This window comes from Affinundibacterium nitidum (assembly GCF_014284155.1).
Classification (GTDB): domain Bacteria; phylum Pseudomonadota; class Gammaproteobacteria; order Burkholderiales; family Burkholderiaceae_D; genus Undibacterium; species Undibacterium nitidum.
Genome location: NZ_JACOFZ010000002.1, coordinates 502,576 through 529,162 on the forward strand (window position 1 = coordinate 502,576; position 26,587 = coordinate 529,162).

At 47.3% G+C, this 26,587-nt stretch carries 25 protein-coding genes and 1 pseudogene; 10 read left to right on the forward strand and 16 right to left on the reverse strand.

What is annotated here, in order from left to right:
• The first annotated feature begins 12 nt into the window (after positions 1–12).
• The gene (locus tag H8K36_RS09610; RefSeq protein ID WP_186915876.1) at positions 13–705 is read left to right on the forward strand and encodes a methylamine utilization protein; all 693 of its coding nucleotides are present in this window, start codon (positions 13–15) and stop codon (positions 703–705) included.
• Positions 706–714: 9 nt separating this feature from the next.
• Here the strand turns inward: H8K36_RS09610 and H8K36_RS09615 are convergent, their stop codons facing one another.
• From H8K36_RS09615 to H8K36_RS09645, 7 genes are all read right to left on the reverse strand, one after another.
• Positions 715–1,311: a carboxymuconolactone decarboxylase family protein gene (locus H8K36_RS09615; protein ID WP_186915875.1), complete on the reverse strand. Its 597-nt coding sequence runs from the start codon at positions 1,309–1,311 to the stop codon at positions 715–717.
• A 15-nt stretch (positions 1,312–1,326) separates the two neighbouring features.
• On the reverse strand, positions 1,327–2,124 hold the full coding sequence (locus H8K36_RS09620; RefSeq protein WP_186915874.1) for an ABC transporter ATP-binding protein: 798 nt from the start codon (positions 2,122–2,124) through the stop codon (positions 1,327–1,329).
• A gap of 1 nt (position 2,125) precedes the next feature.
• Positions 2,126–2,941 (reverse strand): ABC transporter permease, encoded by an 816-nt coding sequence (locus tag H8K36_RS09625; RefSeq protein ID WP_230404468.1) that lies wholly within the window; start codon positions 2,939–2,941, stop codon positions 2,126–2,128.
• A gap of 87 nt (positions 2,942–3,028) precedes the next feature.
• On the reverse strand, positions 3,029–4,012 hold the full coding sequence (locus H8K36_RS09630; protein ID WP_186915873.1) for an ABC transporter substrate-binding protein: 984 nt from the start codon (positions 4,010–4,012) through the stop codon (positions 3,029–3,031).
• A 200-nt stretch (positions 4,013–4,212) separates the two neighbouring features.
• Entirely contained in the window at positions 4,213–5,856 is a 1,644-nt protein-coding gene (locus H8K36_RS09635) for an OFA family MFS transporter (RefSeq protein WP_186915872.1), read from the reverse strand.
• Positions 5,857–6,121: 265 nt separating this feature from the next.
• The gene (locus H8K36_RS09640; RefSeq protein ID WP_186915871.1) at positions 6,122–6,691 is read right to left on the reverse strand and encodes an outer membrane beta-barrel protein; all 570 of its coding nucleotides are present in this window, start codon (positions 6,689–6,691) and stop codon (positions 6,122–6,124) included.
• Positions 6,692–6,844: 153 nt separating this feature from the next.
• Positions 6,845–7,315, reverse strand: a complete 471-nt coding sequence (locus H8K36_RS09645) for an Lrp/AsnC family transcriptional regulator (RefSeq protein ID WP_186915870.1) — start codon at positions 7,313–7,315, stop codon at positions 6,845–6,847.
• A gap of 337 nt (positions 7,316–7,652) precedes the next feature.
• On the opposite strand from H8K36_RS09645, the gene rocF reads away from it, so the two are divergent.
• Complete coding sequence (gene rocF / locus H8K36_RS09650; protein ID WP_186915869.1) at positions 7,653–8,573, forward strand: arginase; 921 nt, start codon at positions 7,653–7,655, stop codon at positions 8,571–8,573.
• Between the two features lie 75 nt (positions 8,574–8,648).
• Here rocF and proB read toward each other — a convergent pair whose 3' ends face one another.
• Positions 8,649–9,770, reverse strand: a complete 1,122-nt coding sequence (gene proB / locus H8K36_RS09655) for a glutamate 5-kinase (RefSeq protein WP_186916291.1) — start codon at positions 9,768–9,770, stop codon at positions 8,649–8,651.
• Positions 9,771–10,085: 315 nt separating this feature from the next.
• Between proB and H8K36_RS09660 the strand changes: the two genes are divergently transcribed.
• The gene (locus H8K36_RS09660; RefSeq protein WP_186915868.1) at positions 10,086–10,916 is read left to right on the forward strand and encodes a hypothetical protein; all 831 of its coding nucleotides are present in this window, start codon (positions 10,086–10,088) and stop codon (positions 10,914–10,916) included.
• 82 nt (positions 10,917–10,998) lie between these two features.
• On the opposite strand, the pseudogene obgE reads toward H8K36_RS09660, so the two are convergent.
• From obgE to H8K36_RS09685, 5 genes and pseudogenes are all read right to left on the reverse strand, one after another.
• Positions 10,999–11,172 (reverse strand): annotated as a pseudogene (gene obgE / locus H8K36_RS09665) (GTPase ObgE); the annotation flags it as partial.
• A 533-nt stretch (positions 11,173–11,705) separates the two neighbouring features.
• Positions 11,706–12,815, reverse strand: a complete 1,110-nt coding sequence (cgtA, locus tag H8K36_RS09670; protein ID WP_186915867.1) for an Obg family GTPase CgtA — start codon at positions 12,813–12,815, stop codon at positions 11,706–11,708.
• A gap of 362 nt (positions 12,816–13,177) precedes the next feature.
• Positions 13,178–13,435 (reverse strand): 50S ribosomal protein L27, encoded by a 258-nt coding sequence (rpmA, locus tag H8K36_RS09675; protein WP_186915866.1) that lies wholly within the window; start codon positions 13,433–13,435, stop codon positions 13,178–13,180.
• A gap of 50 nt (positions 13,436–13,485) precedes the next feature.
• Positions 13,486–13,797 (reverse strand): 50S ribosomal protein L21, encoded by a 312-nt coding sequence (gene rplU, locus H8K36_RS09680; RefSeq protein ID WP_110255243.1) that lies wholly within the window; start codon positions 13,795–13,797, stop codon positions 13,486–13,488.
• Between the two features lie 214 nt (positions 13,798–14,011).
• Positions 14,012–15,004, reverse strand: coding sequence for a glycosyl hydrolase family 18 protein (locus H8K36_RS09685; RefSeq protein ID WP_186915865.1), 993 nt, complete (start codon positions 15,002–15,004; stop codon positions 14,012–14,014).
• 313 nt (positions 15,005–15,317) lie between these two features.
• Between H8K36_RS09685 and ispB the strand changes: the two genes are divergently transcribed.
• From ispB to H8K36_RS09720, 7 genes are all read left to right on the forward strand, one after another.
• Positions 15,318–16,298 (forward strand): octaprenyl diphosphate synthase, encoded by a 981-nt coding sequence (gene ispB / locus H8K36_RS09690; RefSeq protein ID WP_186915864.1) that lies wholly within the window; start codon positions 15,318–15,320, stop codon positions 16,296–16,298.
• A 567-nt stretch (positions 16,299–16,865) separates the two neighbouring features.
• A complete protein-coding gene (gene pilB, locus H8K36_RS09695; protein ID WP_186915863.1) occupies positions 16,866–18,596 on the forward strand; it encodes a type IV-A pilus assembly ATPase PilB in 1,731 nt (576 codons plus the stop codon).
• An 18-nt stretch (positions 18,597–18,614) separates the two neighbouring features.
• Entirely contained in the window at positions 18,615–19,847 is a 1,233-nt protein-coding gene (locus H8K36_RS09700) for a type II secretion system F family protein (RefSeq protein WP_186915862.1), read from the forward strand.
• Positions 19,847–20,713, forward strand: a complete 867-nt coding sequence (locus tag H8K36_RS09705) for a prepilin peptidase (RefSeq protein ID WP_186915861.1) — start codon at positions 19,847–19,849, stop codon at positions 20,711–20,713. Before H8K36_RS09700 ends, H8K36_RS09705 begins: the two co-directional genes overlap by 1 nt.
• Entirely contained in the window at positions 20,714–21,328 is a 615-nt protein-coding gene (gene coaE, locus H8K36_RS09710; protein WP_186915860.1) for a dephospho-CoA kinase, read from the forward strand. It begins immediately after the preceding gene.
• Between the two features lie 102 nt (positions 21,329–21,430).
• On the forward strand, positions 21,431–22,186 hold the full coding sequence (gene zapD, locus H8K36_RS09715; RefSeq protein ID WP_186915859.1) for a cell division protein ZapD: 756 nt from the start codon (positions 21,431–21,433) through the stop codon (positions 22,184–22,186).
• A 9-nt stretch (positions 22,187–22,195) separates the two neighbouring features.
• Positions 22,196–22,387, forward strand: a complete 192-nt coding sequence (locus H8K36_RS09720) for a DNA gyrase inhibitor YacG (RefSeq protein ID WP_186915858.1) — start codon at positions 22,196–22,198, stop codon at positions 22,385–22,387.
• Positions 22,388–22,390: 3 nt separating this feature from the next.
• Here the strand turns inward: H8K36_RS09720 and H8K36_RS09725 are convergent, their stop codons facing one another.
• From H8K36_RS09725 to alr, 3 genes are read right to left on the reverse strand one after another with little or no spacing between them, the layout of a single operon-like run.
• Entirely contained in the window at positions 22,391–23,950 is a 1,560-nt protein-coding gene (locus H8K36_RS09725) for a sigma-54-dependent transcriptional regulator (protein WP_186915857.1), read from the reverse strand.
• A gap of 48 nt (positions 23,951–23,998) precedes the next feature.
• Positions 23,999–25,276: a D-amino acid dehydrogenase gene (locus H8K36_RS09730; RefSeq protein WP_186915856.1), complete on the reverse strand. Its 1,278-nt coding sequence runs from the start codon at positions 25,274–25,276 to the stop codon at positions 23,999–24,001.
• A gap of 58 nt (positions 25,277–25,334) precedes the next feature.
• Positions 25,335–26,453 carry an alanine racemase gene (gene alr, locus H8K36_RS09735; protein WP_186915855.1) on the reverse strand — a complete coding sequence of 373 codons (1,119 nt, stop codon included), beginning with the start codon at positions 26,451–26,453 and terminating at the stop codon, positions 25,335–25,337.
• Positions 26,454–26,587 lie beyond the last annotated feature (134 nt).

The window sequence follows — 26,587 nt, forward strand, 5'->3', positions numbered from 1 at the left end:
ACGGTCATGTTCATGGCAACGAGTATCGCTTGGTCGAAACGAAGTATGAAGTCCTACATCTACAACAGCCTAGGTATATGCGCGTGGTTCCTGTACTCATTGAACGCGTACGCTGGTGATTTGAAAATCAAAGTACTCGATCAAAAAGGGAAGTCTGTGGAAGATGCCATAGTATTAGCGACGCCAACGGACCTCAGTAAAATCTCGAAAGCGAAAATCAAAGACGAGGTAATCGATCAAATCGACAAAGAATTCGTCCCCTTTGTCAAACCGGTGTTTGTCGGTTCGAAAGTATTCTTTCCGAACAAAGATGACGTTCGCCATCATGTCTATTCGTTCTCAACAGCGAAAACCTTCGAGCTACAACTTTACTCTGGGAAGACTGCGCCACCTGTGGTATTAGACAAAGCCGGCATCGTCGTTTTGGGCTGCAATATTCACGACTGGATGTTGAGTTATATCTATGTCGCCGAGACACCCTATTTTGCAAAATCGGACAAGGATGGGAACACCCATCTGAGCGAGTTACCAAGCGGTGAATATACGCTAAAGATTTGGCACCCGAGTATGGGAATGATGTCAGGGGAATTAGGCAATCATGTTTCTATCCAAGACAACACAAGCCAAAAACTAGATTGGACAATTGCGGTCAAACCTATCATTCGAATTCCAAGAAAAACACCAACACAAAATAACGGATACTAAGCAAGATTTCTACTCGGGAGCCACCTGCAAAGCTTCTAGGAACCGGGCCACCATATTGTAAGCAGCAATCACTCCCACTAACTCAACCTGTTGTGTTGGGTCAGGCAATACAGCTTGCAAACGCCGAAAACTCGCATCACTAACTTGCACTTGCAACGTCATTTCACGGGCCAAAGCGATGACACTCGCTTCCGCTTCAGTAAACTCCAACGCACCATTCTCCGACTTTAACTGAGGCTCAACATGTGCCCAACGATGTAAAGCATCAAGTTTGGCTTGTGTACCGCCCGCACTGAGGTACTCGGGTGCATGTTGGGAATATTCATACGGGGCATTCGTCAAAATCGCCACTGCGCAAATGGCTAACTCACGCCACTCTGCATTCAGAGATAAACGATTACGAACCGCCCCCAGAAAATGATTCCACCCTGTCGCGTAGGCTGGGCTATTTAAGAGCATGCGATCAAGATTTAGCAACTGACCACCACGACGTTGGCGAATGGCATCAACCACGTCGGCCGGTCCGAGCGCAGCATCATCCTGATGGGGAATACGTCTACCGCTCACCGATGTCGAGTTGTGCAAAGGGCTCTCTGTCTGACTCATATTGAATTCCCTATCTCAATCAACCGCTGCCGCCACCATTTCGGCTTGCTGATGACGTTGTTGCTCTTCCATAACGAGCATCCCCAACTCGCGTTTCAGAGCATTAAACTCCGCAGAAGCTGGATCACGTAGACGAGGCAGGTCAATCAACATATCACGTTTAATCGTGCCAGGACGGTAAGTCATCACAATGATGCGATCAGCCAAATAGATCGCCTCTTCGATACTGTGCGTCACGAAGATAACTGTTTTACCGAGCTCAGACCAAATCCGTAACAGTTCATCCTGTAGGCTACGGCGGGTCAAGGCGTCTAGCGCACCAAAAGGTTCATCCATCAAAAGTATGGGGGAATCCAAAGCTAAGACACGAGCGATGGCGACACGTTGACGCATACCACCTGAGAGGTCTTTGGGGTAACGTTGACGGAAGTCGCTTAAGCCTAACTTTTGCAACAGCGTACTCACTGTTTGTTCAATCTGCGCTTTCGACTGTCCTTTAATTTCAAGCCCGAAAGCGATGTTTTTTTCGACCGTCATCCAAGGAAATAAAGCATACTCTTGGAACACCATGCCGCGCTCTGGCCCAGGCCCGCTGACCACTTTACCATCAGCTGCAATTGTTCCACTACTTGGTAGAGAAAAGCCCGCAATGGCATTCAGCAAAGTCGATTTACCACAACCCGATGGGCCAAGCAGGCACACAAATTGTCCGCTCGCGATCTCCAGATTGATGTCTTTCAGTGCCACGACTTCACGATCATCGCTCGCAAAAATTTTATTCACATCCTGAATTTGTATACTGGCTGCACTCATCTTAATGCTCCAATCCGCGATGCCAACGCAGTAAATAATTGTTCAAACGCGAGACGACAAGGTCGATAATTAAACCCCACAATCCAATCGTGATCATGCCGGCAATAATCTTGTCCGACCAAAAGTACTCACGCGCCTCCAATATCCTAAATCCCAAGCCGTTATTTACCGCAATCATTTCAGAGACGATCACAACAATAAAGGCGGTACCAATGCCAATGCGTACGCCGGACAAAATATAAGGCACCGCTGCTGGCAGGATCACTCGCGAAAACAAAGTAAATTGATTCGCACCAAGATTGCGTGCAGCGCGGATATAGATGCCGTCCACTTGACGCACACCGGCTATGGTATTGATCAATACTGGGAAAAAAGCTCCAATCGCGATTAAAAAAATCGCGGGTGGATTACCTAAACCAAACCATAAAATCGATAGCGGTATATAGGCAATTGGTGGAATCGGTCTTAAGACTTGCATCAGAGGATTAAACAAAGCAAAAGCACGTTGACTTGCCCCCATCACTAAACCTAAAGGAAGAGCTAAGCCCGCGCCAATGCAAAAGCCGACCATCACGCGATACATACTACCCATGGAATCGACAATTAACTCACCCGACATGGCCCAAGCGAACCAACTGCCCCCGGCTTCGGCAAAACTGGTTTGTGGTAAGAGATAAGTAATCCAACGTTGTACCACCGCCGACGGCGAAGGTAAGACGTGCGGATTCACCCATTCCCGCATGGACGCGGTCTGCCATATTGCGATCAGTAGCACCGGCACGATCATGCCGGTGAGTACGCTACGCCATCGCTTCATTACTGTATTCAATGTCTCACTCCTCGAGCTCCGATTTCAATTTCATGTGAAACGGTCGCACTTAGTTTATGTTTTCAACGATCATGCTTATTTGATGTTCAAGGATTTTTTTGCTTGCTCGAGCAAATCTACTTTGACCCAATCTGTCGCCACAGGAGGTGCCGCCATCTTACCAATGCCGTGTTTCACCATCACGTCAGTAGTTACCTGAATATGAGCTGGCGTGATGTCGTAGGTATAAGCTGAATTACCAATCGCGTCATCAAAATCATCCGCCGTGATTTGACCTTTAAATATCGTTTGAGTTACATACTTTTGTGCCGTTGCTTTATTATCGATGAAGGTTTTAGTTGCTTCGACAAAGCAGCGCATGAACTTCTCGGCGACAGGGCGGCGTTCTTTGTAGAACTTTTCCGTCATGACCAAGGTACGAATCGGGGACCCTATTGGTGTGTCGTAAGGTTTGATCACTTCGACACCAAAGCCTTTATTCAAAGCTTGAGAAGATTGCGGTTCTGTCTGCATGATGGCATCCAAGTTCTTACCGAGTAAGGCTTGATTCAAATCGGGATAGCCGAGATAAATCAACTGCACATCTTTACCGGGAACATCAGATGAGCTCAAGCCATGCTGTCCTAATTCAGCGGCCAACAAGAGTTCTTGAATACTGCCACGAGTGACGCCGACTTTTTTGCCTTTCAAGTCTTTCACGGTTTTAATGCCCGCGTCAGGTCTCGCAACGAGACGAGCACCGCCTGTAGCAAAGCCGGCAACGATGTAAATCGGCACACCTTTGGCACGACCAGAAATAGCAGCCTCTGAGGCGGTTGCGCCGACATCTAGTTCACCTGCAATCATCGCTTGCATCACATCCAAACCCTTAGCGAAGGTACTTTCTTCGACCTTGATACCGCACTTGGGCGCGATTTCTTTGATATAGGAGATGGCACCGAAGTGCGCCAACTTGAGATTACCAAGACGGATCACATCATCCGCTGCTTGCGCCGGTGCGGCCAACACTGCCAATCCTGTTACTGCTGAGCCGACTGCGATTACCATTTTCTTCAACATAGCTATCTCCTCATTATTTTTAAAATGAAAACTAACGAATCAGTGTGCACTCTAACCTCGCAACAGGATATATCGGAAATCACGTACTCAAAGCGTATTTGCGCCAATTCCGCAACATACGAAGTCAAAAATGAAAAGCCCTTGCCAACTTTAAGTAGGCAAGGGCTTATTGGGTCAGAAGAAACTTCTAGCGTTGAAGTTTATGACAAGAATTTTGCTACGCTCAGCAAGGTACGATAGACACCCCAAGCAAGTGGCAAACCAACGGCTAACCAAGCAAGTGCGACAACGATGGGACTGACACTATCGGCGCCTGCTGCGCCATCACGATGCAATTCAGAGGCCGCCGCCTTTTCATGTGCCAAGCGTTTTTCTTCTGCCAACTCTGCATCACTCATGAACCATTTATCGTCAAGTGGCTTCACTAGCAAATTACAAATCAGGCCGACCACTAACATGCCAACCAAGATATACATAGTTTGGTTGTAGACTTGTTCACGTGGAATACCAAGGCTCAATTGATATTCGCGCATATAGTTCACCACCACAGGGCCAAGCACACCCGCCGTTGCCCAGGCAGTCAATAAACGACCATGGATCGCACCCACCATCTGCGTTCCGAAAATGTCAGCAAGATATGCTGGTACAGTTGCGAAACCACCGCCATACATACTCAAGATCACACAGAACGCGGTAACAAACAAGATTACGCTTCCAGCAGCGGCACTACTTGGTACGCTGAAATACATAATTCCACCGAGTACGAAGAACACTACATAAGTCATCTTGCGGCCGAGTTTATCGGACAAACTGGCCCAGAAGAATCGACCACCGATATTGAACAAGCTGAGCAATGCAGTAAAGCCCGCCGCCACCGTCGCGATCGATGCCAGTTGCGCTTTGTCGAGCTCAGTGAATTTTTTAGCGACACCAATCAAACTACCACCGAAGACCTCTTGCAGCATCGGAGAAGCCATACCTAACACACCGATACCAGCACTAACGTTCATACATAGCACCATCCAGATCAACCAGAACTGCGGGATCCCCCAAACACGCTTTACATGCACATGTTTATTGGTGATCATCGCATTCTCAGTTTGCGCAACTGGCGGTGTCCACCCTGCTGGTTTCCATCCTGTTTCAGGTACACGATAGCCAAATGCACCTGCCATCATAAACACGAAGTAAATCAGCGCCATTACCACGAAAGTCTGCATAACGCCGACGTTATCCGGCGTCGCGAAATACTTCATCAAATCGGCAGCGAGTGGTGAGCCAATCATCGCACCACCACCAAAACCCATAATCGCCATACCGGTTGCCATACCGCGGCGGTCTGGAAACCATTTGATCAAAGTTGATACCGGTGAAATATAACCCAGCCCTAGGCCGATCCCGCCGATCACGCCCGAACCGAGAATCATCATCCAGAATTGATGCAGATGAATACCAAGTGCTGAAATCAGCATGCCACCACACCAGCATACCGCTGAGACCACGCCCGCCTTGCGCGGCCCTGCACGTTCCAGCCAACCGCCCCATGTCGCAGCACTGGTGCCGAGTAAAACAAAGAACAAGGTGTACATCCATCCCAGCGTCGAGATTTGCCAGTCACATGTAGTGGTGGTTAACTGTCCCAACAAGCCCACGTCGGGACCGCATTTAAGAGATTCTTTGATGCCGAGTGCTTTCGACAAAGGTAACCAAAAAACAGAAAAACCATACGCCATACCGATACATAAATGGATGGCTAATGCTGCTGGCGGCACTAGCCAACGATTAAAGCCTGGCCCTGCAATAATGCGCTCTTTATCGAGCAAACCACTCGTTGCGTTTGACATCACTATCCCCTTAATCATTATTATTGAAAGACTTGATGATACCTAGACCTATCTGCCGCTCGGATCCATAAATGGCTGTAAGATCGCGTTGCGAAACAACATAAGCTTTTGCGATATTAATCCAATTCAGAATCCATCACCTGAGACAGGGAGATTTTGTCTCAAATAAAAGTGAGATGCCGACCCTTTCCTTCGTTTTATTTGCTAAAGACGAAAAAAAACGACACCTCGGTGTCGTTTTTTTTGGGAAATCTAATCAAAAGGATTAGAACACAGCTTGAATACCAACTGAGAACATGTTGACATTAGATGTGCTGTCATTAAAGCCAGACACTTTTACTCGACGATGATCAAACTCAGCGCGCAAAGATAAGTCTTTATTCAAAGGGTACAAAGCACCAAAGCCAATCAAACCTTGAGTGGAGTAGCTATTGTCGGCAGCAGATGCTCCAGCGAAGCTTGCTGTCAATTCACCCTTCATGTATGCCACACCAACTTTACCGAAACCTTGGAAATTTTTGTATGCAGGTGTCTTAAACACGGCTGCTACATCTAAGCCCTTACCAGTAAAACTAGCACTCAAGCCACCAAATCTGGCAGTCGCTTCGTTCAAAGAAACGTAAGCCGCTTCAACTCCAACGAAGGATGTAAAATCGTAACCAGAATATAACTTGTAGCCAGATGCAGTGGTGGTGCAAGAATCGGTACCTACGCAATCGAGGTTCCATTTTGCGCGTCCAACTGTGCCACCCAAATAAGCCTGTGCAGATGCATGAGCGCTAACCAACGCACAAACTACGGCGAAAGCCGCCGCAAAAATATTTTTCTTTAACATACAGTTCACCTAAATTTGAATAAAAAAAATGCTGAGATCGAGTCTAAAGGTCCGCAAAACCGCAGCATGCCTTACGATAAACCTAGATTCTACCTGCTGATGATACCTATGAGCAGCTTTTTCTCGTAAAGCGTTGTGCACAAGCCAGTGCGTCTAGTTCCCCATCGACGATGGAATAGGCAAACCACTGACAGGTTTAATTTCTTCCATGCAGACCATTGATCGTAAGTTTGCCACACCAGGAACTTGCATCAGTTTATCGGTTAGAAACTGCGATAAACCTTTTAAGTCCGTTGCGACCACTTTCAAAAGGTAATCAAAATCGCCAGAAATCGTGTGGCATTCAATGATATCGGGGAAAGCCATAATTTTTCGTTCAACTTCGCGCACGTTGCGAAATTGCTCTCGATCTAAAGATAAATTCACATATGCCATCACGCCTAAACCGACAGCCTCGGGGGCAACTTGTGCGGCGTATGCACGAATCACCTTGGCCTCTTCCAAAGCACGCACCCGTCTTAATGTTTGTGGAGGAGACAAATGAATTTTTTCCGCCAATTCCAAGTTACTCATGCGACCATCATTCTGCAAATGACGAAGAATATTAAAATCGTAGGAATCCATTGAAAACCTCATAGTTTGAAAAAATCGCCAATTTAGAAATAAAAGACACAAAATTATCCAGAACAAGAAACATAATTTCATATTTAATCGATACGCGCAACAAATTAGAAATTTATTTTCTCACCATTTTGTCTATAATCGCTGCTGCAAGGACGCGGCTCAAAGGCGTGCTGGTAACGAGTGCGAGCAAACAGTAAAATGCCATCCACAAATTGGTTCTAGTCATAGTGTTAATGACAACGCCAGTGCTGTTGACTGACATTACACTCACTAGCGGTACCACCACCAAGGTTCACAATTTATTTCATCAAATCATTTCTAAACGACAGAATACTTTATGAAGACAATCTCTTTAATTGGCGCACCAACCGATGTTGGCGCAAGTGTCAAAGGTGCTGGCATGGGTCCAGATGCTTTGCGCGTTGCAGGCTTAGCCCAAGCACTTGAAGCGCGTGATCTGGCGGTAGTCGATCATGGTAATTTGCATGGCCCAGCCAATCCTTGGCAAGCACCAGTCAATGGTCTGCGTCATTTGAATGAAGCAATCGATTGGAATCAAGCGGTTTATGATGAAGTTAGCAATGCATTGAAACTCGGTCATATTCCAATGATGCTCGGTGGCGACCACTGCTTAGCGATTGGCTCGATTAGTGCTGTCGCCAAATATTGCAAAGATAATGGTAAGAAATTGCTTGTATTGTGGTTCGATGCACATGCAGACAGCAACTTATCAACGATTAGCCCAACTGGAAATATCCACGGCATGCCTGTCGCATGTTTGATGGGTCACGGACCTGAACAACTGATCGCTTATGGTGGTTATACACCAGCAATGCAACCCAATGAAATTCGTCAAATCGGTATTCGAAGCGTGGATGATGGTGAACGTCAGTTTATCCACGATATGGGAATTCCTGTGTTTGATATGCGTTACATCGATGAACACGGCATGCGCGAAGTGATGTTAAAAGCATTGGAAGGGGTCGATGAGAACACACATTTACACGTGAGTTTCGACCTTGATTGTTTAGATCCAGATATCGCCCCAGGCGTTGGCACCGCTGTTTTGGGCGGCCCAACTTACCGTGAAGCGCAACTGTGTATGGAAATGATCGCCGATACAGGCCGTCTCGCTTCGATCGATATCGTCGAACTCAATCCGGCGCTCGATGTTCGCAATCAAACTGCGATCATGGCAGTAGATTTGATCGAGAGTTTGTTTGGTAAATCAACATTGGTTCGTATGGCTGCAAAATAATTCGAGCTTCCAAACAAAAAATCCCGCGTCACAGAAGTGTAGCGCGGGATTTTTTTGTCCAAGTGATAGCAATGACTAGGCCACCAAAACTAGGTTGTCACGATGGATGAGCTCGGGTTCCTCGACAAATCCTAGGATGCTTTCGATTTCACTCGAGGCTTTGCGCATGATCCGACGAGCGTCACCACTACTGTAATTGCTTAAGCCTTTTGCGAAAACTTGTCCCTGCTGATCGATACAACTAACGACAGCCCCACGACCAAATTCCCCTCGCACCTCGGCCACGCCAATCGCTAACAAAGACTTTCCTTCATCGCGCAACTTGCCGACCGCCCCCGAATCAAGCACCAGCTGACCTGAAGTCTGCAAGTGATCCATCATCCATTGTTTACGGGCTGCGAGCGGTGCCATGTCCGAACTCAGTTGCGTACCAATTGCTTCACCTTGCGCCAGACGTACCAAGACATTCTCTTCACGCCCCCATGCAATCACTGTATGCGCACCTGAACGCGCAGCGCGTTTAGCGGCCAAGATTTTGGTGAGCATTCCACCGCTACCGATACTACTGCCCGCTCCTCCTGCCATCGCCTCCAACGCAAGATCGCCGGCACGTGCGTGATGCACGAACTGCGCATCAGGATTTTTACGTGGATCCGCGGTATACAAACCTTTTTGATCAGTCAGAATAATGAGAGCATCAGCTTCCACTAGATTCGCGACAAGCGCACCTAGCGTGTCATTATCACCAAACTTAATTTCATCGGTCACCACGGTGTCGTTCTCGTTAATCACAGGGACGACACCAAAGCCTAATAAAGTGGTCAGCGTTGAGCGCGCATTGAGGTAACGTTCGCGATCCGCCAAATCAGCATGCGTCAATAAAATCTGCGCCGTACCCAGATCGTGTGCACGAAAGCTGGATTCATAAATCTGTGCCAAGCCCATCTGCCCTACTGCTGCACAGGCCTGCAATTCATGCACACCTGTAGGTCGAGACTCAAACCCCAAACGTTGGCGGCCTTCTGCAATAGCACCCGAACTGACCAGTACTACCTCTTTTCCCATCCCGCGTAGGGTGGCAATTTGCTGAGCCCAATTGGCAATGGCAGCACGGTCAAGGCCACGACCTTCATTGGTAACGAGGGAGGATCCGACTTTGATGATGATGCGCTTCGCGCTTTGTACGAGGGATTGCATGAAGGGTAAGTAAATGTGTTTCATTCGGAATTAAATCACGTAAATTATACATTATTCTGAATTCGATTTTATTTTCGGAATTTTATTTTGAATGTGATTTTATTTGTTCTGATAGCTCGAACTCGGTAAGATGCTTGCTTGTTAAACAATTTCATTACACTTATTTGGGAAATTTATCTCATGGATATCGATCAAAACGAAGAGTCGGCAAGCCCCAACAAACTGTGGATGTTGCTGGTTTTCTTCATTTGCGCAGGCATCATCATTCATGGCATTTGGGGCGGCCGCACTTCTTCGGGCAATACCGCTTACGAGATGGGTGAAAGTTTACCCTTGGCGGCAATTGCCGCTGGTGCACTTCATTTATTGTTCAGATCCAAACTTGCTGCACGCTTTAGTTGGATCGGTTTTGGCCTGATCTATGCTTCATTAGTCATTGCTTCAATTAGCGCTACTAACCGCTACCTAGAACAAAAGAGCATTTTGGCCACCGACCTCCGCTCCACATTTGAAAGCATTAAGACTTCGATTGATAAAGGTGAAAGTCCAACGAAACTTCCGACATTTAAATCTCAAGGCGACTCCACTCCTGCGCGCATGGGAGCCATACTGCAAAAAATACTAGCCACGAGTATTGAACAAAGAAAACGATATGAAGAAGAGATCAGTGCGACCAAGTGGGAAACCATTCTAGAACCAGAACGTATCGCGCGTGATAAAGATTTTAGCGAAAGCTTTCGCATTATCGGGAAAGCCAAAAGCATCGTCCGCCGTTATCAATCAGGCACCGACTCCTTGTTCCTTGCTATGCGATTAGAAATTGAAGGGGGAGATCTAGACTCTGAAGCTAAACGAGGGATGTTGGCAGGGTTTGATAAATCATCTCCTCAAGGGAAATCCGATGCAAATAGCTTGTGGGATATGGAAATGGAAATCGTGAACACGGTCGAAGGAATGATGGTCGAACTGATACAAAACCGCTCTAAATGGATAGTCAAAGACAAACAAATCATCTTTACGAAACAAGCAAATCTCGATTCATATAGAGCGGGCCTCGATCATATCAACGAACTCTCAAAGAAGCAGGACGTAATACGTCAAAATTCGCTCAAAAGATCATCTGAAAAGCTAAAAGTGTTTGATTGATTTAACGAAGCAATGAGCGTACCTCGCAAAAAAAAAGAGCCAATCAATTATGGCTCTTTTTTTTACAAACGCTGGAATTGACTCAGTCAATCACTTTGAAACGTGGATCATCTGGATCAATCGACAAAATGCCTTGCGCTTCTTCTTTCATTTGCGTCTCTTGTGAACGCTGCTCTGCAGTACGTTTTTCTTCGAGATGTACATAGATGTCGTTGACCAAAGCCTGACAACCTTCATGATTAAGTGCGGAGATTTCGACTCTGGCTAAGCACTGCTTACATTAATTATCAAAGCGACATCTACGATACAGCACGGAAAACAGTATCCGGCAGAAGCAGTCAGAAAACAGAATCGGTATCGTAGGTATTTTCCATGAGAGGGCCAGAGTTAAGACTTTCACTTTGGAAAATCTTGTGCAGAAGCATATAGAAGATTAAACTTACCAAACTACCCACAAATGCTTTTTTCTGGCATTCAACTAAGATACTCAATGAATACAAAATGAAAAATTCTCAGCACAATATCATCAACCGAGTGAATACACTCCAGAGTAGCGTGGGCAGGTACCAACAGCAAACAATACTCCGCCATGCGGAACACAACCATTATCTGAACCAGCAAAATACGGGGCGCAAGCATTTGCTTTTTATTTATATGATTCCTGCGCTGGTACCAGCATTTTTTTTATTCTTTAAATAGAAGACGACCAGATACTTCGTCATATGAATCCACAAACAAAAAAAGAGCCGAACATGTCGGCTCTTTTTTTGATTCTAAACATGTGAAGACTTAGTCAATCACTTTGAAACGTGGATCATCTGGATCAATCGACAAAATGCCTTGCGCTTCTTCTTTCATTTGCGTCTCTTGTGAACGCTGCTCTGCAGTACGTTTTTCTTCGAGATGTACATAGATGTCGTTGACCAAAGCCTGACAACCTTCATGATTAAGTGCAGAAATCTCAAATACTGGACCTTTCCAGCCGAAACGCTTGACGAAATCTTTGACGCGCTTCTTACGGTCCTCTTCGCTTAAAACGTCAAGCTTATTCAAGACTAACCAGCGAGGTTTATCTGCGAGTGTTTCATCGTATTTTTGCAATTCTTTGATCAAAGCTTTCGCATCTTTGACTGGATCTGCACCTTCATCGAACGGTGCCAAATCGACGATGTGCAACAGCAAACCAGTACGCTGCAAATGCTTCAAGAACTGTACGCCGAGACCAATACCATCAGCTGCACCTTCAATCAAACCAGGAATATCGGCAATCACAAAACTCTTCTCGTGACTAACGCGAACCATGCCCAAGTTAGGGTGCAAAGTCGTAAATGGGTAATCAGCAATCTTTGGACGCGCATTCGACACTGCAGTGATGAATGTTGATTTGCCCGCATTCGGCAAACCCAACAAACCGACGTCAGCCAAAACTTTCAGTTCGAGTTTCAGTTCGCGACGTTCGCCCTCTTTACCATCGCTACGTTGGCGAGGTGCTCGATTCGTCGAAGATTTGAAATGGATATTACCCCAACCGCCTTCGCCACCGCGCGCCAACAAGACTTCTTGTCCATGCTCGGTGATATCAGCAATCACTTCGTCCGTATTGCGATCAATAATCAGGGTACCGACTGGCATACGCAAACGAATGTCATCCGCGCCTTTGCCATAGCAGTCAGCGCCACGGCCATTTTCACCGTCTTTTGCTTTATGTAATTTGGAATAACGAAAATCCACCAAGGTGTTGATGTTGCGATCGCCCACGGCATAAATGCTACCGCCTTTGCCACCATCGCCGCCGTCAGGGCCGCCAAATGGACGGAACTTCTCACGACAGAATGAGGCAACACCATTGCCCCCATCACCTGCAATGACTTCGATTCTTGCTTCGTCAATAAATTTCATGTTTGCCGCCTAAACGAAAGGGCTTTTCAGCCTTGAGTCCCAGTCTTTCTTTTGGTGGCATCCTGATTGAGACGCGCTTAACACCGAACACTGGGCGATTACGAATGGAGAGTCTGAACGGGCTATTGTGCGGCTTTATTTCACCGGCAGCAATAGACATTGTTCTAAGACAAAATAAGCCAATGGGAAATGCCATCGGCATGATGCTCATTCCGAGCATCGCGTTTTATAGAATGTATCGCAGAGTCAATCAAAGATCGAGGCGCAACACATTTGCCTGCATCTATACCTACACGCTGAAAACTAAAAAGGCTCTACCTATGGCAGAGCCTCTCTATCGAATAAATTGTCGGCTTAAAGAATTAAGCAGCAACAACCATTACTGTTTGACGCTTCAACGCGCCTTTGATCGCAAACTGTACTTTGCCTGTTACCAAAGCGTACAAAGTGTGATCTTTACCCATACCAACGCCTTCACCAGCGTGTACTTTTGTACCGCGTTGACGAACGATGATACCGCCAGCATTGATAGCTTGGCCGCCGTAAACTTTAACGCCTAAGCGTTTTGACTCTGAGTCACGGCCGTTGCGCGTGGTGCCGCCGCCTTTTTTATGTGCCATTTAATAGCTCCTTGAAATCTAATGAATTTGCTTTATTTCTTAACGGTGAATTAACCGTTGATAGAAACGATTTGCAGTTCAGTGTAGTTTTGGCGATGACCTTGGCGCTTTTGGTAATGCTTACGACGACGCATTTTGAAAATGCGAACTTTGTCGTGACGACCGTGGTCGATTACCTTAGCCAGCACCGTAGCACCTGCGACCAATGGAGCACCAAACTTAATGGTTTCTCCAGCACCCAATGCGAGTACTTGATCAATGGTGATTTCGGAGCCAATGTCTGCAGGTATCTGTTCTACTTTAAGTTTTTCACCAGCGACAACTTTATATTGTTTGCCACCGGTTTTTATGACCGCGTACATGTGAAACCTCATCAAATGAATAATAGGGATTTCCCCGAGGATGCTAGCAAGACCCGAAGATCGTTGCCAAACAAAAAATCAAGGGAACTGCGAATTATACACAGGAAGGCAGCATCGGTCAAAGCCTATTTGCACATTTTTTCAGCAATAATCGGAGAAAAAACCCTTTAGATTTAAGCTTTTAGCAAGCTTAAGCAATCATTTATCGGTCGGCCTACTTTGCCCGCAAATCGCGAATCGCACGCCAAGTCTCACTTTGACGCCAAGCCTTGCCCTCTAACTGTAAATCCCAAAGCGCGACACCAACACTTAATTGTTTTGCTTCTTGGATATGATTCAGAACACTAGGTCCCGCTCCGCCCTCGCCCCAATGGTCTAGCCATGTTGGCATTCCCATCACAATTTGATCGGCTCGATAACCCGCTTTGACGCCATATTGCAGTTGCCAACTGTACTTAAACATCGCCGCACCGTTTTCGCAGACGTTCCCGCCCTCGGGTGTAAAACTGGCGGTGCTGCCCTCATACAAATCCTGATAGCCCATACTGTGAATGGCGTCGACTTGACCGCGCCAATCCACCCACCACGACATATTTGGCGCATTGGTGCAAGGACTGTGGAAACTATCTACCGTCAACAACTTCCCGCGTTTTTTCAGTTCTTTTGATAATTGCGCAACGAAATGGGCATAGGCTTGACGGTCATGATCGAGCGCCCCCTCACCTTCCAAATCCAAATCAATGCCATCTAAGTCGAACTTCTGCATTTCATTGAGCAAGGCGCGCGAAAATGATTTCGGCTGCTGTGCGAAAGCATTACGTGCTAATTCCCAGTCCCATTTTTTCATCACTTGAGAGTTGTTATACACCGTCAAAACAACTTGAATTCCTCGTTGTTTCGCCCACGCGACAAGCGCACGCACTTGAGCTTCGGTGACCAACTTACCTTGTTCATTGACAGGCGCGAACACGAGTGATTTACCATCTTTAGACGGATTCCAAAATTGCAGACCAATTCGTGTCAGGCCTTTTGCGATATCAGGATTTGATTCCAAGGCCGGCAACGAAGTATCGATGCCATACGCTGGGACCCAGCCAATCACTTGAATCGATGGCGCGTTCTTGGATGGCGCATTAGTTGCCCGAGACGAAGGAACCATACACAAGGTGGCGATAGAAAAACCAAGGGCAAAAAGAAATAAGCGCATGATTCCAGCTTTGACAGATAAAAGTAGTATTGTTAAGCGGATTAAAGAAAGTCGCAATTGGTATTTTACTGGTATTCATAAACAAGCCACCCTCGAGAGCATCGATATGTGCTAGTGGTATCAATCGTAGATGGCTCAGAAAACTCTGCCGCAACGATTTTTGGTTATCTAAAAAACAAATTCAGTCAACAATATGCGGGGCAAAATAGGCGAATTGACGGTGTTTTTTTGCAAGATCGCCATCACATCGTATAATCTCGACCTACAACAGCTACTCTAGCTCCTTACCTATTGGATTTTTGCAGGATTCCCCTTGTCTGCCACAGCAAACCAAAACACCATCAACCAACTGATCGCGCCAGACATGGCCGCAGTCAATCAGGTTATTCGCGAACAACTTCATTCCGATGTTGCCTTAGTTAGCCAGATTTCTGAATACATTATCAATGCCGGTGGCAAACGCATTCGTCCTGTACTCGTGTTACTCATGGCCAATGCTTACGCGTATCAAGGTAAACATCATTACGATTTAGCGGCGATCGTCGAATTTATCCACACAGCGACGCTGTTACACGACGATGTCGTGGACGAGTCTTCGATGCGTCGTGGTCGTCAAACAGCCAACGCATTATTCGGCAATGCAGCATCAGTCCTCGTCGGCGACTTCTTGTATTCACGTGCATTTCAGATGATGGTCAACATCGATAGCATGCAGGTGATGCGCATCTTGGCCGACGCGACAAATGTTATCGCCGAAGGTGAAGTGCTACAGCTCTTGAATATGCATGATCCCGATGTCACAGAAGAACGCTACCTCGAAGTAATCCGCTGCAAGACCGCAAAACTATTTGAAGCGGCGGCCGAAATTGGCGCCTTAATTAGTGGTGCAACGACCGAACAAATCGCGGCAGCTGGCGAGTATGGACGCTCTCTCGGCACAGCCTTCCAATTGATCGACGACGTGCTCGATTACTCAGGTAAGGCAGAAGAAATTGGCAAAAATGTCGGTGACGATCTACGCGAAGGTAAACCCACCTTGCCGTTGATCTATTTAATGAAACATGGCACCGAAGACGAACGAGCACTGGTGAAAGCGTGCATTGAAGAAGGTGATGAGTCAAAATTTGATGCAATTTTGTCAGCAATTACTCAGTCTGGGGCGCTCGCCTATACCAAGGAACAAGCAGATCATGCTGCCGCCCGCGCAGCGAATGCGATCGTCGCCCTTCCCGAAAGCTCCTATAAACAAGCCCTATTAGACTTGGCTTATCTCGCCGTTAATCGCAATCATTAAGTCAAGTGCAAGCAACTTGCAGCATGTGAAAGCCACTTTCAGTCAAACTAAAGTGGCTTTTTTCATTTTTAGCGCGAGTTCGCGTCAAAATTGCCGCCAATAGTGCAGACGTCTCGAATGAAAGACCGACGTATTTACAACACCAAGGGGACGGCCAGATTTTGTATCCGGTTCATCAAATAAGCCAGAATTCTCAACTTAGGTCCGACACAGGAGAAGCACCCTTACGATCCATTCGCCTGCAGAACTCAGGCATTTTGAGAGCGCGCATTACACAGATTGGCAACCTCAATCTACGGCCTTATCGTCTTAGCTTCGAGGCGCAATTTGTAAAAACCAGTATCCTCCCCACCGACCAAGGTCTGAGCTCGCTCATAAACAATGTCCGTGGAATCATGGCAAAAATTGCTTTTGGCTTGCTTTTGAAAGTATCATAAACGCTTCAAAAACAATAACTAAAAGTTCATTTCTCAACTGATGCCTGAGATAGATCACTGTTTACAAAAGTCTTACTTAGCTGCATTATCACAAAGCAATCAACGATTATCCTTTTTCTAGACAAAAACTATGTCCGCTGTCCCTCCCAATGCTGCTGCCAATTTGCCCGTTTCTGGACTGGCTCGCGCCTTAGCACAGGCAAATTTGGTGACAAATGCGCAAATCGAGACTGCACAGAAGAAAAGTCAGATTGAAAAGTCGCACTTTCTCGACGCCTTGATTCACGGTGGTGCCATCAACACCCGTGACTTAGCGACTTTTTGCTCTGAGACATTTGGATATCCACAAGTTGACTTAAGCCTGGTCGACGAAGCGCAGTTACCCGAGAAGGTCATTGACCACAAAATGATGTTGGGTCAACGTGTGTTGGCTCTATCGAAAAAGGGTAACAAGGTTTCTATCGCGATCTCCGATCCAACAAACACGGTTGCGATCGACCAAATCAAATTCCAAACTGGGCTAAGTGTCGACATCGTCATTGTGCAGCATGACGTACTGATCAAACTCGTCGATAAACTAAGCAAGACGTCAGAACAATCGATTACGGACCTGGCATCAGACGACTACGAGCTCGAATTCTCCGAGGAAGATCTTAATTCAGGCGTTGCCGATAATCAGGCCGCCGCTGAAATCGACGATGCTCCAGTCGTCAAATTTTTGCAGAAAATGCTGATCGACGCGATCAACATGGGTGCTTCCGATCTTCACTTTGAGCCCTTCGAAAAATTCTATCGTATCCGCTTCCGTATTGACGGCGAATTGCGTGAAATCGCCCAACCACCGTTAGCGATTAAAGACAAATTGGTATCTCGTATCAAAGTTATTTCAAAACTTGATATTTCTGAGAAACGGGTCCCTCAAGATGGACGTATGAAGTTGGTGCTATCGCCGACCAAAGCCATCGATTTTCGTGTGAGCACCTTGCCTACCTTGTTTGGCGAGAAAATTGTTATGCGTATTTTGGACGGTTCACAGGCACAGATGGGTATCGATGCCCTCGGCTATGATCCAGACCAAAAAGAAATTCTAATGGATGCGATCCATCGCCCCTACGGCATGGTCTTGGTTACCGGGCCAACTGGTTCTGGTAAAACGGTTTCTTTGTACACATGCCTTAACGTCATCAATAAACCAGGCATCAATATCTCGACCGCAGAAGATCCAGCTGAGATTAACTTGCCAGGCGTGAATCAGGTGAACGTCAATGATAAAGCCGGTCTAACTTTCCCGGTCGCATTGAAAGCCTTCTTGCGTCAAGATCCTGACATCATCATGGTCGGTGAGATTCGTGACTTAGAAACTGCCGACATCGCTATTAAAGCAGCGCAAACAGGTCATATGGTGTTTTCCACACTGCATACCAACGATGCGCCATCAACATTGACACGTTTAATGAACATGGGCGTTGCCCCTTTCAATATCGCTTCCTCGGTGATTTTGATTACTGCACAACGTTTGACACGTCGTTTATGTACTTGCAAAAAACAAGTTGAAATCCTTGACGACGTTTTATTACAAGCAGGTTTTTTAGATGAAGAACTTGATGGGACATGGAAACCATATGGCCCAGTTGGTTGCGAACGCTGCAACGGTTCAGGCTATAAAGGTCGCGTCGGTATCTACCAAATCATGCCGATCACCGAAGCACTCGAGAAAATCATTTTAGCGAATGGAAGCGCGCTCGAAATACGTAAGCAATCAGAAGCGGACGGCGTCAAAGGACTGCGTCGCTCTGGCCTACAAAAAGTGCGTCAAGGACTCACCAGCCTAGAAGAAGTCCTCGGCTGCACTAACGAATAACGAATCAGGATCAAGTAGATGGCAACTCCGCAGAATAAAGCCGCAAAGCCCTCGCAAACTAAAGAGATTTTGTATGCGTGGGAAGGCAAAGATAAACAAGGTAAAGCCGTACGCGGAGAAATGCGTGCGCGTGGTGAGGCCGTGGTTAACGCTAGCCTAAGACGCCAAGGCGTTATTGTCACTAAGGTCAAAAAGAAGAAATACAGCTCAGGTCGTGGGATTACTGACAAGGACATTACGCTCTTCACCCGCCAATTGGCGACCATGATGAAAGCGGGTGTACCGCTCTTACAATCGTTCGATATCGTAGGTAAAGGTCATTCAAACCCTGCCGTTGCCAAGCTGTTGATGGACATTCGCGGAGACATCGAAACCGGTACTAGTTTGAATCAAGCCTTCCGTAAGTATCCCCTGTATTTCGACGCGCTGTTTTGCAACTTAGTCGGTGCGGGTGAGCAGGCAGGTATCTTGGAAGACTTGCTGACGCGTTTGGCGATCTATAAAGAAAAGACACTGGCGATCAAAGCCAAGATTAAGTCAGCACTTACCTACCCTATCGCGATCTTGGTCATTGCCTTTGTAGTCACCGCCGTGATTATGATTTGGGTTGTTCCTGCCTTTAAAGAAGTGTTTACCAGCTTCGGTGCCGATTTGCCAGCACCAACGCTGATCGTCATGGGGATTTCCGACTTTTTTGTCAAAAATTGGTATTTCATTTTTGGCGGCATTTTCGGCGTGGTTTATTTCTTTTTCCAAGCATGGCGGCGTTCATTGGAAATGCAGCGCTTCATGGATAGAGCACTTCTGCAGGCACCCATTTTTGGCGAAGTGATTCGTAAAGCGACCATTGCCCGTTGGACTCGTACATTAGCAACTATGTTTGCTGCAGGTGTACCGTTGGTTGAAGCGCTCGATTCCGTTGGTGGTGCCTCAGGCAACGCCGTGTATCTTGACGCTACAATTAAAATTCAAACTGAAATTACGACCGGTACTAGCTTGACGGTCGCAATGCAAAATGCGAATGTATTCCCACCGATGGTGACACAGATGGTGGCAATTGGTGAAGAATCTGGTGCTTTAGATGCGATGTTAGGCAAAGTTGCTGATTTCTATGAGGAAGAAGTGAATGAGGCAGTAGCGTCACTTTCCAGCCTCATGGAACCAATGATTATGGCGATCTTAGGTATCGTCATCGGTGGCTTGGTTGTAGCGATGTACTTACCAATTTTCAAATTGGGGTCGGTGGTGTAATGCAAGATTTGTTTTTTTTCGCGCCACCACACACACTTATTAGTACTGTATTTATCGGCATTCTGGGGCTGCTCATCGGCAGCTTCCTGAATGTCGTGATTCACCGCATCCCGAAAATGATGCAACGTGCAGAAGACAACGACGTTGCAGAAATCACAGGCAAAGAACGCCCCCATCAGGACAAATACAACCTGATGCTACCGCGCTCTGCTTGTCCACATTGCCAACACCAAATTACAGCAGCGGAAAACATTCCTGTGCTGAGCTACCTATTCCTAGGTGGAAAATGCAGTCAGTGCAAGACACGCATATCAGTCCGCTATCCTATCGTTGAGGCAGTTACTGGTTTGTTAAGTGCCTATGCGATTTGGCATTTTGGCAGCGGCATTGAAGGGCTATCTGCGGTGGTGTGCATTTGGTTCTTGGTGGCGTTAACTGGAATCGACTTTGATACCCAACTTCTCCCCGATCAACTGACCCTACCACTGCTTTGGATTGGGCTCTTGATTAATACCCGTTACACTTTTACTAGTCTAGAACAAGCGGTGCTTGGTGCTGCTTTAGGCTATATGTCCTTGTGGACTGTCAACGCCGCCTATCGCCTTTGGCGTGGTCATGACGGCATGGGCTACGGAGATTTCAAGCTTCTTGCTGCACTTGGCGCATGGTTGGGAGCAATGAATTTACCCTTCATTATCCTAGCTGCTTCGATGGTCGGCTCCGTGTTCGGCATATTGATGTTGCTCGGGAAACGATTAGGCTGGAATCTTCCTTTCGCTTTTGGTCCTTTCTTAGCTGGCGCCGGACTGATTGCCCTGTTCTGGGGCAAACAAATTACTTCTCAATACCTGGGCTTATTCTCTTAAATGCAGTCGACTTTATTTAGCATTGGGCTGACCGGTGGTATTGGCAGTGGCAAGACAACCGTGAGCGATATGTTTGCAAAGTTGGGCGCACATATCATTGATACCGACCTCATCGCACACCAGTTGACCGCCCCCAATGGCAAAGCCATAGAACCCATCATCGCTGCGTTTGGTGAGGATATTGTCGATAGTTCTGGCGCCATGGACCGTCAAAAAATGCGTAGACTTGTCTTCAAAGAGCCTACTGCTAAGCGTCAATTAGAAGCTATCTTGCACCCTATGATCCGCTCGGAGTGTGAACAGCTTGCCGCCTCCGGGGCTGGTAGCTACCCCATTTTCGTAGTACCGCTGCTGGTTGAATCGGGAAACTGGCACGAACGTGTCACTCGCATTTTGGTCATCGACTGCGATGAGCAAACCCAAATCAAACGGGTAATGATGAGAAATGGTTTCCCAAGAGAGCAAGTTGAAGACATTATGCAAGTTCAAGCCTCTCGCGATGAACGCCTTGGGGTCGCCGATGACGTCATTAATTCCGATGAAAATCTCGACCAGATCTGGCAGCAGGTAAATGATCTGCATCAAAAATACCTAAAATTAGCACAGGCATGCTAAACAATTGCACGCAATGTTTGTATTTTTTCTCCGCTTGGTTCAGAATCACGTGAAGCCGAAAAATAAGAAGAATCCGGCAACATCATTTACAGGGATTTTATTTTGATTGTTTACGAATACCCTTTCAACGAGCGTATTCGCACGTTATTGCGGTTAGAAGACCTGTTTGAAAAGTTTTCATTTTTCTTACACCAGTCAGACCCACTGCAACACCACGTCGCTATCGCCACTATTTTCGAGATGCTCGAGGTAGCAGGTCGTGCTGACTTAAAATCTGACTTGCTACAAGAGTTAGACCGTCAAAAAAACACACTGATCGGCTTCAAATCCAATCCTAACGTACAAGCAGAAATGCTCGATCAAGTGATCAACGATGTCGAGCGTGCAAGTGTCAATCTCATGGCATGCACCGGCAAGACTGGTCAAAATATCCGTGATAACGAATGGTTGATGAGTATCCGTGGTCGTACCATCATTCCTGGTGGGGCTTGCGAATTCGATTTACCGAGCTACCACGCTTGGAAAAAACTACCTACCGAGAAGCGGTTCGCTGATATTTCCAACTGGTTTTCTCCACTCGCACCTTTATTTGATGCGATCAACGTTGTACTGCGTTTACTCCGTGAATCCGGCGGCACAACCAAAGTGATCGCTCAGGGCGGGAGTTATCAACAAATGCTGCAAGGCAAAGTCTACCAACTGCTGCGCGTGACTTTGCCACGCGAAATGGGCGCTATTCCTGAGATCTCTGCCAATAAATACATGCTATGGATACGTATCATGTCGCAAGATGGCGATATGAAACCAAAACCATTTGAGGGCGATGTACCTTTCGACCTCACTCTTTGTAACTTCTGATTTATCGCCATGGCTACTGTTGTCGACTGCCCAACCTGTGGGACCAAAGTCACTTGGGTACCGGAAAATGCTTTCCGCCCCTTCTGTTCTGAACGCTGTAAACAAATTGATCTCGGCGCTTGGGCCGAAGAGAAATACACCATTCCCGCCGTCAATCTTCCCGAAGATCCAGATAATCCGGACCTCGATAAGCTCAACTAAGACCTATTTTTTAGGGATGCCATGTTTGCGTAACTTCGACGCAATCATGGAATGGGAGGTATCGAGTCTGGCCGCTAGTTTGCGGCTCGACGGAAACTCTTGATATAGTTTAGACAATAAAGCAGCTTCGAACTGATTGACCGACTCTTCCCAAGTTTCGGCTTCTTGAAACACCACGGCATCAGCCTGCATGGAATCTTCAGCCCAATCAAGGTCGGCGGCATCAAGCACACGTTGATCAGCCATCGTGATCGCCCGGAACACCACATTTTGCAATTGCCGCACATTTCCCGGCCAACGATTGTTCAACATTGCCGTCGTTGCAGCTTGATTCAGGCGAGAAATTGGTTTCTGCGCTTGAGTACAGGCGCGCTCAATGAAATGACGTGCCAACAGCAAAATATCATCGGAACGCTCACGCAATGGCGGCATTTCCAGATGCAATACGTTTAAACGATAAAACAAATCTTCACGGAAGTTACCTTCTTGCACCATCTTGCGTAGATTGCGATGGGTGGCGCTAATGATGCGGACATCGACCTGAATTTCTTTGTCGCCACCGATACGGCGGAACTTACCATCGTTTAAGAAGCGCAAAAGCTTGGCCTGCAGGTACAAAGACATCTCGCCAACTTCATCCAAAAATACCGTGCCGCCATCGGCCATCTCGAACAAGCCTGGCTTACCGCCACGATTAGCCCCCGTGAAAGCGCCCGCCATATAACCAAAGAGTTCACTCTCTGCCAAACTCTCTGGCAAGGCGGCACAATTGAGTTCCAAAAACGGCGCACTGCGACGCGCACTGACGCCGTGACAAGCTTGTGCCAATAACTCTTTGCCCGTGCCCGTCTCACCTGTAATCAACAAAGGTGCATCAACCACAGCGACACGCGCGGCGCGTTTTTTCAAGACACGAATTTGTTCAGATTCACCAATGATCGCTTCAAAACCACCGACTTCAGCATGGGAAATCGCATGCAGGCGTTCGCCGATACGCTTAGGTGCCGTTAATGTGAGTAGCGCACCTACCGCTTTGCCATCATTGCTCGTACCCGCTGCCGACAAAGGCTCGAATACGGGTGTGACGTCCATCATGAAAGGTTCGCCGTTCAGCAAAACTTCGCGCGTCGGAGCGCAGAATTCATTCGCAATCAACTCATGCTGAACCGTATGGTCTTGTAAGACTTGGTACAGAGACTTCTGACACAATTCTTTCTCAGTGCAACGGGCCACTTCGGCCGCCGCTGCATTCGCGATCACGATGCGCCCTAGGGCGTCAATCGCAATCACTGGATCTTCCATCACTGCCATGATGGTATCGAGATTTAAACTACGACGCATACCCGGCAAAATATCGACCACCTCAATCGTGCCCACGCCAGGCACTTGATCGCAATCCGCTTGCAACGCAGGCAGCATCGTTTGCTTGAGTTCGGGAATATCAATATAAATATTGGGCGGATCAACCTCCACCGCTTGCACGTTTAAGCCTTGACGTGCCAATACCGCCAGAATCTCGTGCGCGATACCGACGCGATCTTCAAAGGGAATATTGACACGCATTGTTTTCTCTCGGGTGCAGGTTCAATTCAAGCGGACAGCGGACGCGACTTACACTGCGATCGGACGGTTCACGCGCCCATAACGGTCCATGTACAAACCGTCTGTCGCAATCGCTGGCTTCTTGCCGGAAATCAAATCGGCTAAGAATTGACCAGAACCGCAAGCCATAGTCCAACCGAGTGTGCCGTGTCCCGTGTTCAAGAACAAATTGCGATACGGTGTTGGCCCAATCACTGGCGTGCCGTCTGGTGTCATCGGGCGCAAGCCAGTCCAGAATTCAGCTTTGCTAACATCGCCACCTTGTGGGAATAAATCTGTCACGGAATGCACTAAAGTCTTGCGACGTGATTCGCGCAAACGCAAATCGTAACCTGTAATCTCAGCCGTACCACCAACACGAATACGATCGCCTAAACGTGTAATCGCCACTTTGTAGGTTTCATCCATCACCGTTGATTCTGGTGCGCCTGTCGCGTCGGTGATTGGCACTGTGATCGAATAACCTTTGATTGGATACACAGGAATTTTGATGCCCAATTCACGCAACAGAATTGGTGAGTAACTACCGAGTGCCAAGACAAATTGATCCGCAGTAAAACTGCCTTTCGACGTTTGCACGCTCTTGACTTGATCACCTTCTGCGATCACGCGTTCGATACTGACACCATATTCAAACTTCACGCCCAAGCCTTCAGCCAGTTTCGCTAAGTTCTGTGTGAACTTGAAGCAGTCACCCGTTTCATCGCCAGGTAAGCGCAACGCACCGACGAATTTTTCACGCACGTTTTTCAGTGCTGGTTCAACACGTAAGCACTCATCACCGCTCAAGGTTTCATATGGCACACCATAGCGTTTCAAAATGTCGATATCGGCTTGTGAAGCATCGAGTTGTTGCTGGTTGCGGAACAATTGCAATGTCCCTTGAGTGCGCTCGTCATAGGAGATGCCAGTATCTTCACGCAACTGCTGCAATACATCACGGCTATATTGCGCCATACGCAGCATACGACCTTTATTGATCTCGTAGCGTTTCGTTGTGCAGTTCATCAGCATTTGAAACACCCAACGCCACATGGCAGGATCCGTGCTTGGACGAATCGCTAATGGACTGTGCTCCATCATCAACCATTTGATCGCTTTCATTGGCACACCTGGGCCCGCCCATGGTGCGGAATAGCCTGGAGAGACCTCGCCCGCATTGGCAAAACTTGTTTCCAAGGCGGCACCTGCTTGGCGCTCAATCACAGTCACTTCATGTCCGGCTTTGGCTAAGTAGTAAGCGGTGGCTGTGCCGATAACACCGGCGCCTAAGATCACGATTTTCATATGAGTATTTCCGTAAAGTTTAAATCTAAGATTAGTGAGAGCTGCGTTCTAGATAGCATTAAGCGTCAATGTAATGACGTTGATAGCGTGGGCCTAAGCTCGTCAAAATTTCGTAACCGATGGTGCCGGCCTGTTTCGCAACTTGATCCACCGTGTTGTCTGGGCAAATCAAATCGACCAATGCGCCAGGGTATAAGAGATGCGGGTCAACATGGCTAACGTTCAAGGTGATGGTATCCATTGAGACATTACCGACCATTGGCACTTCATTGCCAGCGATGTGCGCCACGCCGCAATTACTCAAACTGCGTAACCAACCATCGGCATAACCGACAGACACAGTGGCAATGCGTGAAGGCTGGGTCGCGCGCCAAGTCTTGCTATAGCCTACGCTCGCACCCATAGGAATTTCACGTGTTTGGATAATCCGGCCTTGTAATTGCACAACCGATTTCATCGGGCTCTCTTGTCCAGCGACAGGCGCTACGCCGTACAAAGCCGCACCTGGACGTGCCAAATCAAAATGATAATCTGGGCCGAGGAAAATACCGGAAGAGTTGGAGAAACTCGCTTGTAAACCCACATAACGTTGGCGCAGCGTTTTCAAAAGGTTTTGGAATGCTTGCAACTGCATCGCGTTCATCGGATCTAACTGATCTTCAGCACAGGCTAAATGACTCATCACATAAGTGAGATCGATCCCATCCGTGATACTGAAATCACGCAACCACGCCATCACTTCCGCTTGTGACAAACCCATGCGCGCCATACCGGTGTCAATTTGGATGATCGCAGGCAAAGCTTGATTACGCTCTTGCGCAAGTTTGCGCCAAGCCGTGATTTGATCGAGGCTATTCAACACTGGAGTGCAGCCGTACTCGATAAACTCGGCTTCATAGCCAACGGGCGAGCCATGCATGACATAAATATTGGTATCGCGAGGGATATGCGCACGCAGGCTAATGGCTTCTTCGAGCTGAGCCACGAACAAATGACGACAACCTTCGGCCACCAAGGCTTTCGATACGGGAATAGCACCCAGTCCGTAAGCATCGGCCTTCACAGCCGCACCACATTGCGCGATACCTAAACGGTTTTGCAAATAACGATAATTTGCCCGCAATGCCTTTAAGTCTATCGTGAGAAGCGCACCCGCGCGCCCGGCTTCTTGTTGCATGTTAACCTCGAAAAATCTAGAACTGCTGTGGGTATAGCAAATGCCATGCCAAACAGTGAAAATGCGGTGCAAGGGGCTAAATCAAGGACTTAGCCACCGATCGTGGCATTCTAACAGAATAGACTGTATCGAAA

Bases quoted from the DNA above. Each gene is read 5' to 3' on its own strand.
- rocF (WP_186915869.1), top strand. From the start codon at position 7,653: ATGAAGACAATCTCTTTAATTGGCGCACCAACCGATGTTGGCGCAAGT.
- alr (WP_186915855.1), bottom strand. From the start codon at position 26,453: ATGCAACAAGAAGCCGGGCGCGCGGGTGCGCTTCTCACGATAGACTTA.
- proB (WP_186916291.1), bottom strand. From the start codon at position 9,770: ATGCAATCCCTCGTACAAAGCGCGAAGCGCATCATCATCAAAGTCGGA.
- H8K36_RS09630 (WP_186915873.1), bottom strand. From the start codon at position 4,012: ATGTTGAAGAAAATGGTAATCGCAGTCGGCTCAGCAGTAACAGGATTG.
- H8K36_RS09720 (WP_186915858.1), top strand. From the start codon at position 22,196: ATGGCTACTGTTGTCGACTGCCCAACCTGTGGGACCAAAGTCACTTGG.
- H8K36_RS09635 (WP_186915872.1), bottom strand. From the start codon at position 5,856: ATGTCAAACGCAACGAGTGGTTTGCTCGATAAAGAGCGCATTATTGCA.
- H8K36_RS09620 (WP_186915874.1), bottom strand. From the start codon at position 2,124: ATGAGTGCAGCCAGTATACAAATTCAGGATGTGAATAAAATTTTTGCG.
- H8K36_RS09640 (WP_186915871.1), bottom strand. From the start codon at position 6,691: ATGTTAAAGAAAAATATTTTTGCGGCGGCTTTCGCCGTAGTTTGTGCG.
- H8K36_RS09725 (WP_186915857.1), bottom strand. From the start codon at position 23,950: ATGCGTGTCAATATTCCCTTTGAAGATCGCGTCGGTATCGCGCACGAG.
- H8K36_RS09610 (WP_186915876.1), top strand. From the start codon at position 13: ATGGCAACGAGTATCGCTTGGTCGAAACGAAGTATGAAGTCCTACATC.
- H8K36_RS09705 (WP_186915861.1), top strand. From the start codon at position 19,847: ATGCAAGATTTGTTTTTTTTCGCGCCACCACACACACTTATTAGTACT.
- H8K36_RS09700 (WP_186915862.1), top strand. From the start codon at position 18,615: ATGGCAACTCCGCAGAATAAAGCCGCAAAGCCCTCGCAAACTAAAGAG.
- H8K36_RS09615 (WP_186915875.1), bottom strand. From the start codon at position 1,311: ATGAGTCAGACAGAGAGCCCTTTGCACAACTCGACATCGGTGAGCGGT.
- cgtA (WP_186915867.1), bottom strand. From the start codon at position 12,815: ATGAAATTTATTGACGAAGCAAGAATCGAAGTCATTGCAGGTGATGGG.
- rplU (WP_110255243.1), bottom strand. From the start codon at position 13,797: ATGTACGCGGTCATAAAAACCGGTGGCAAACAATATAAAGTTGTCGCT.
- rpmA (WP_186915866.1), bottom strand. From the start codon at position 13,435: ATGGCACATAAAAAAGGCGGCGGCACCACGCGCAACGGCCGTGACTCA.
- H8K36_RS09625 (WP_230404468.1), bottom strand. From the start codon at position 2,941: ATGAAGCGATGGCGTAGCGTACTCACCGGCATGATCGTGCCGGTGCTA.
- H8K36_RS09685 (WP_186915865.1), bottom strand. From the start codon at position 15,004: ATGCGCTTATTTCTTTTTGCCCTTGGTTTTTCTATCGCCACCTTGTGT.
- H8K36_RS09645 (WP_186915870.1), bottom strand. From the start codon at position 7,315: ATGGATTCCTACGATTTTAATATTCTTCGTCATTTGCAGAATGATGGT.
- coaE (WP_186915860.1), top strand. From the start codon at position 20,714: ATGCAGTCGACTTTATTTAGCATTGGGCTGACCGGTGGTATTGGCAGT.
- H8K36_RS09730 (WP_186915856.1), bottom strand. From the start codon at position 25,276: ATGAAAATCGTGATCTTAGGCGCCGGTGTTATCGGCACAGCCACCGCT.
- H8K36_RS09660 (WP_186915868.1), top strand. From the start codon at position 10,086: ATGGGTGAAAGTTTACCCTTGGCGGCAATTGCCGCTGGTGCACTTCAT.
- pilB (WP_186915863.1), top strand. From the start codon at position 16,866: ATGTCCGCTGTCCCTCCCAATGCTGCTGCCAATTTGCCCGTTTCTGGA.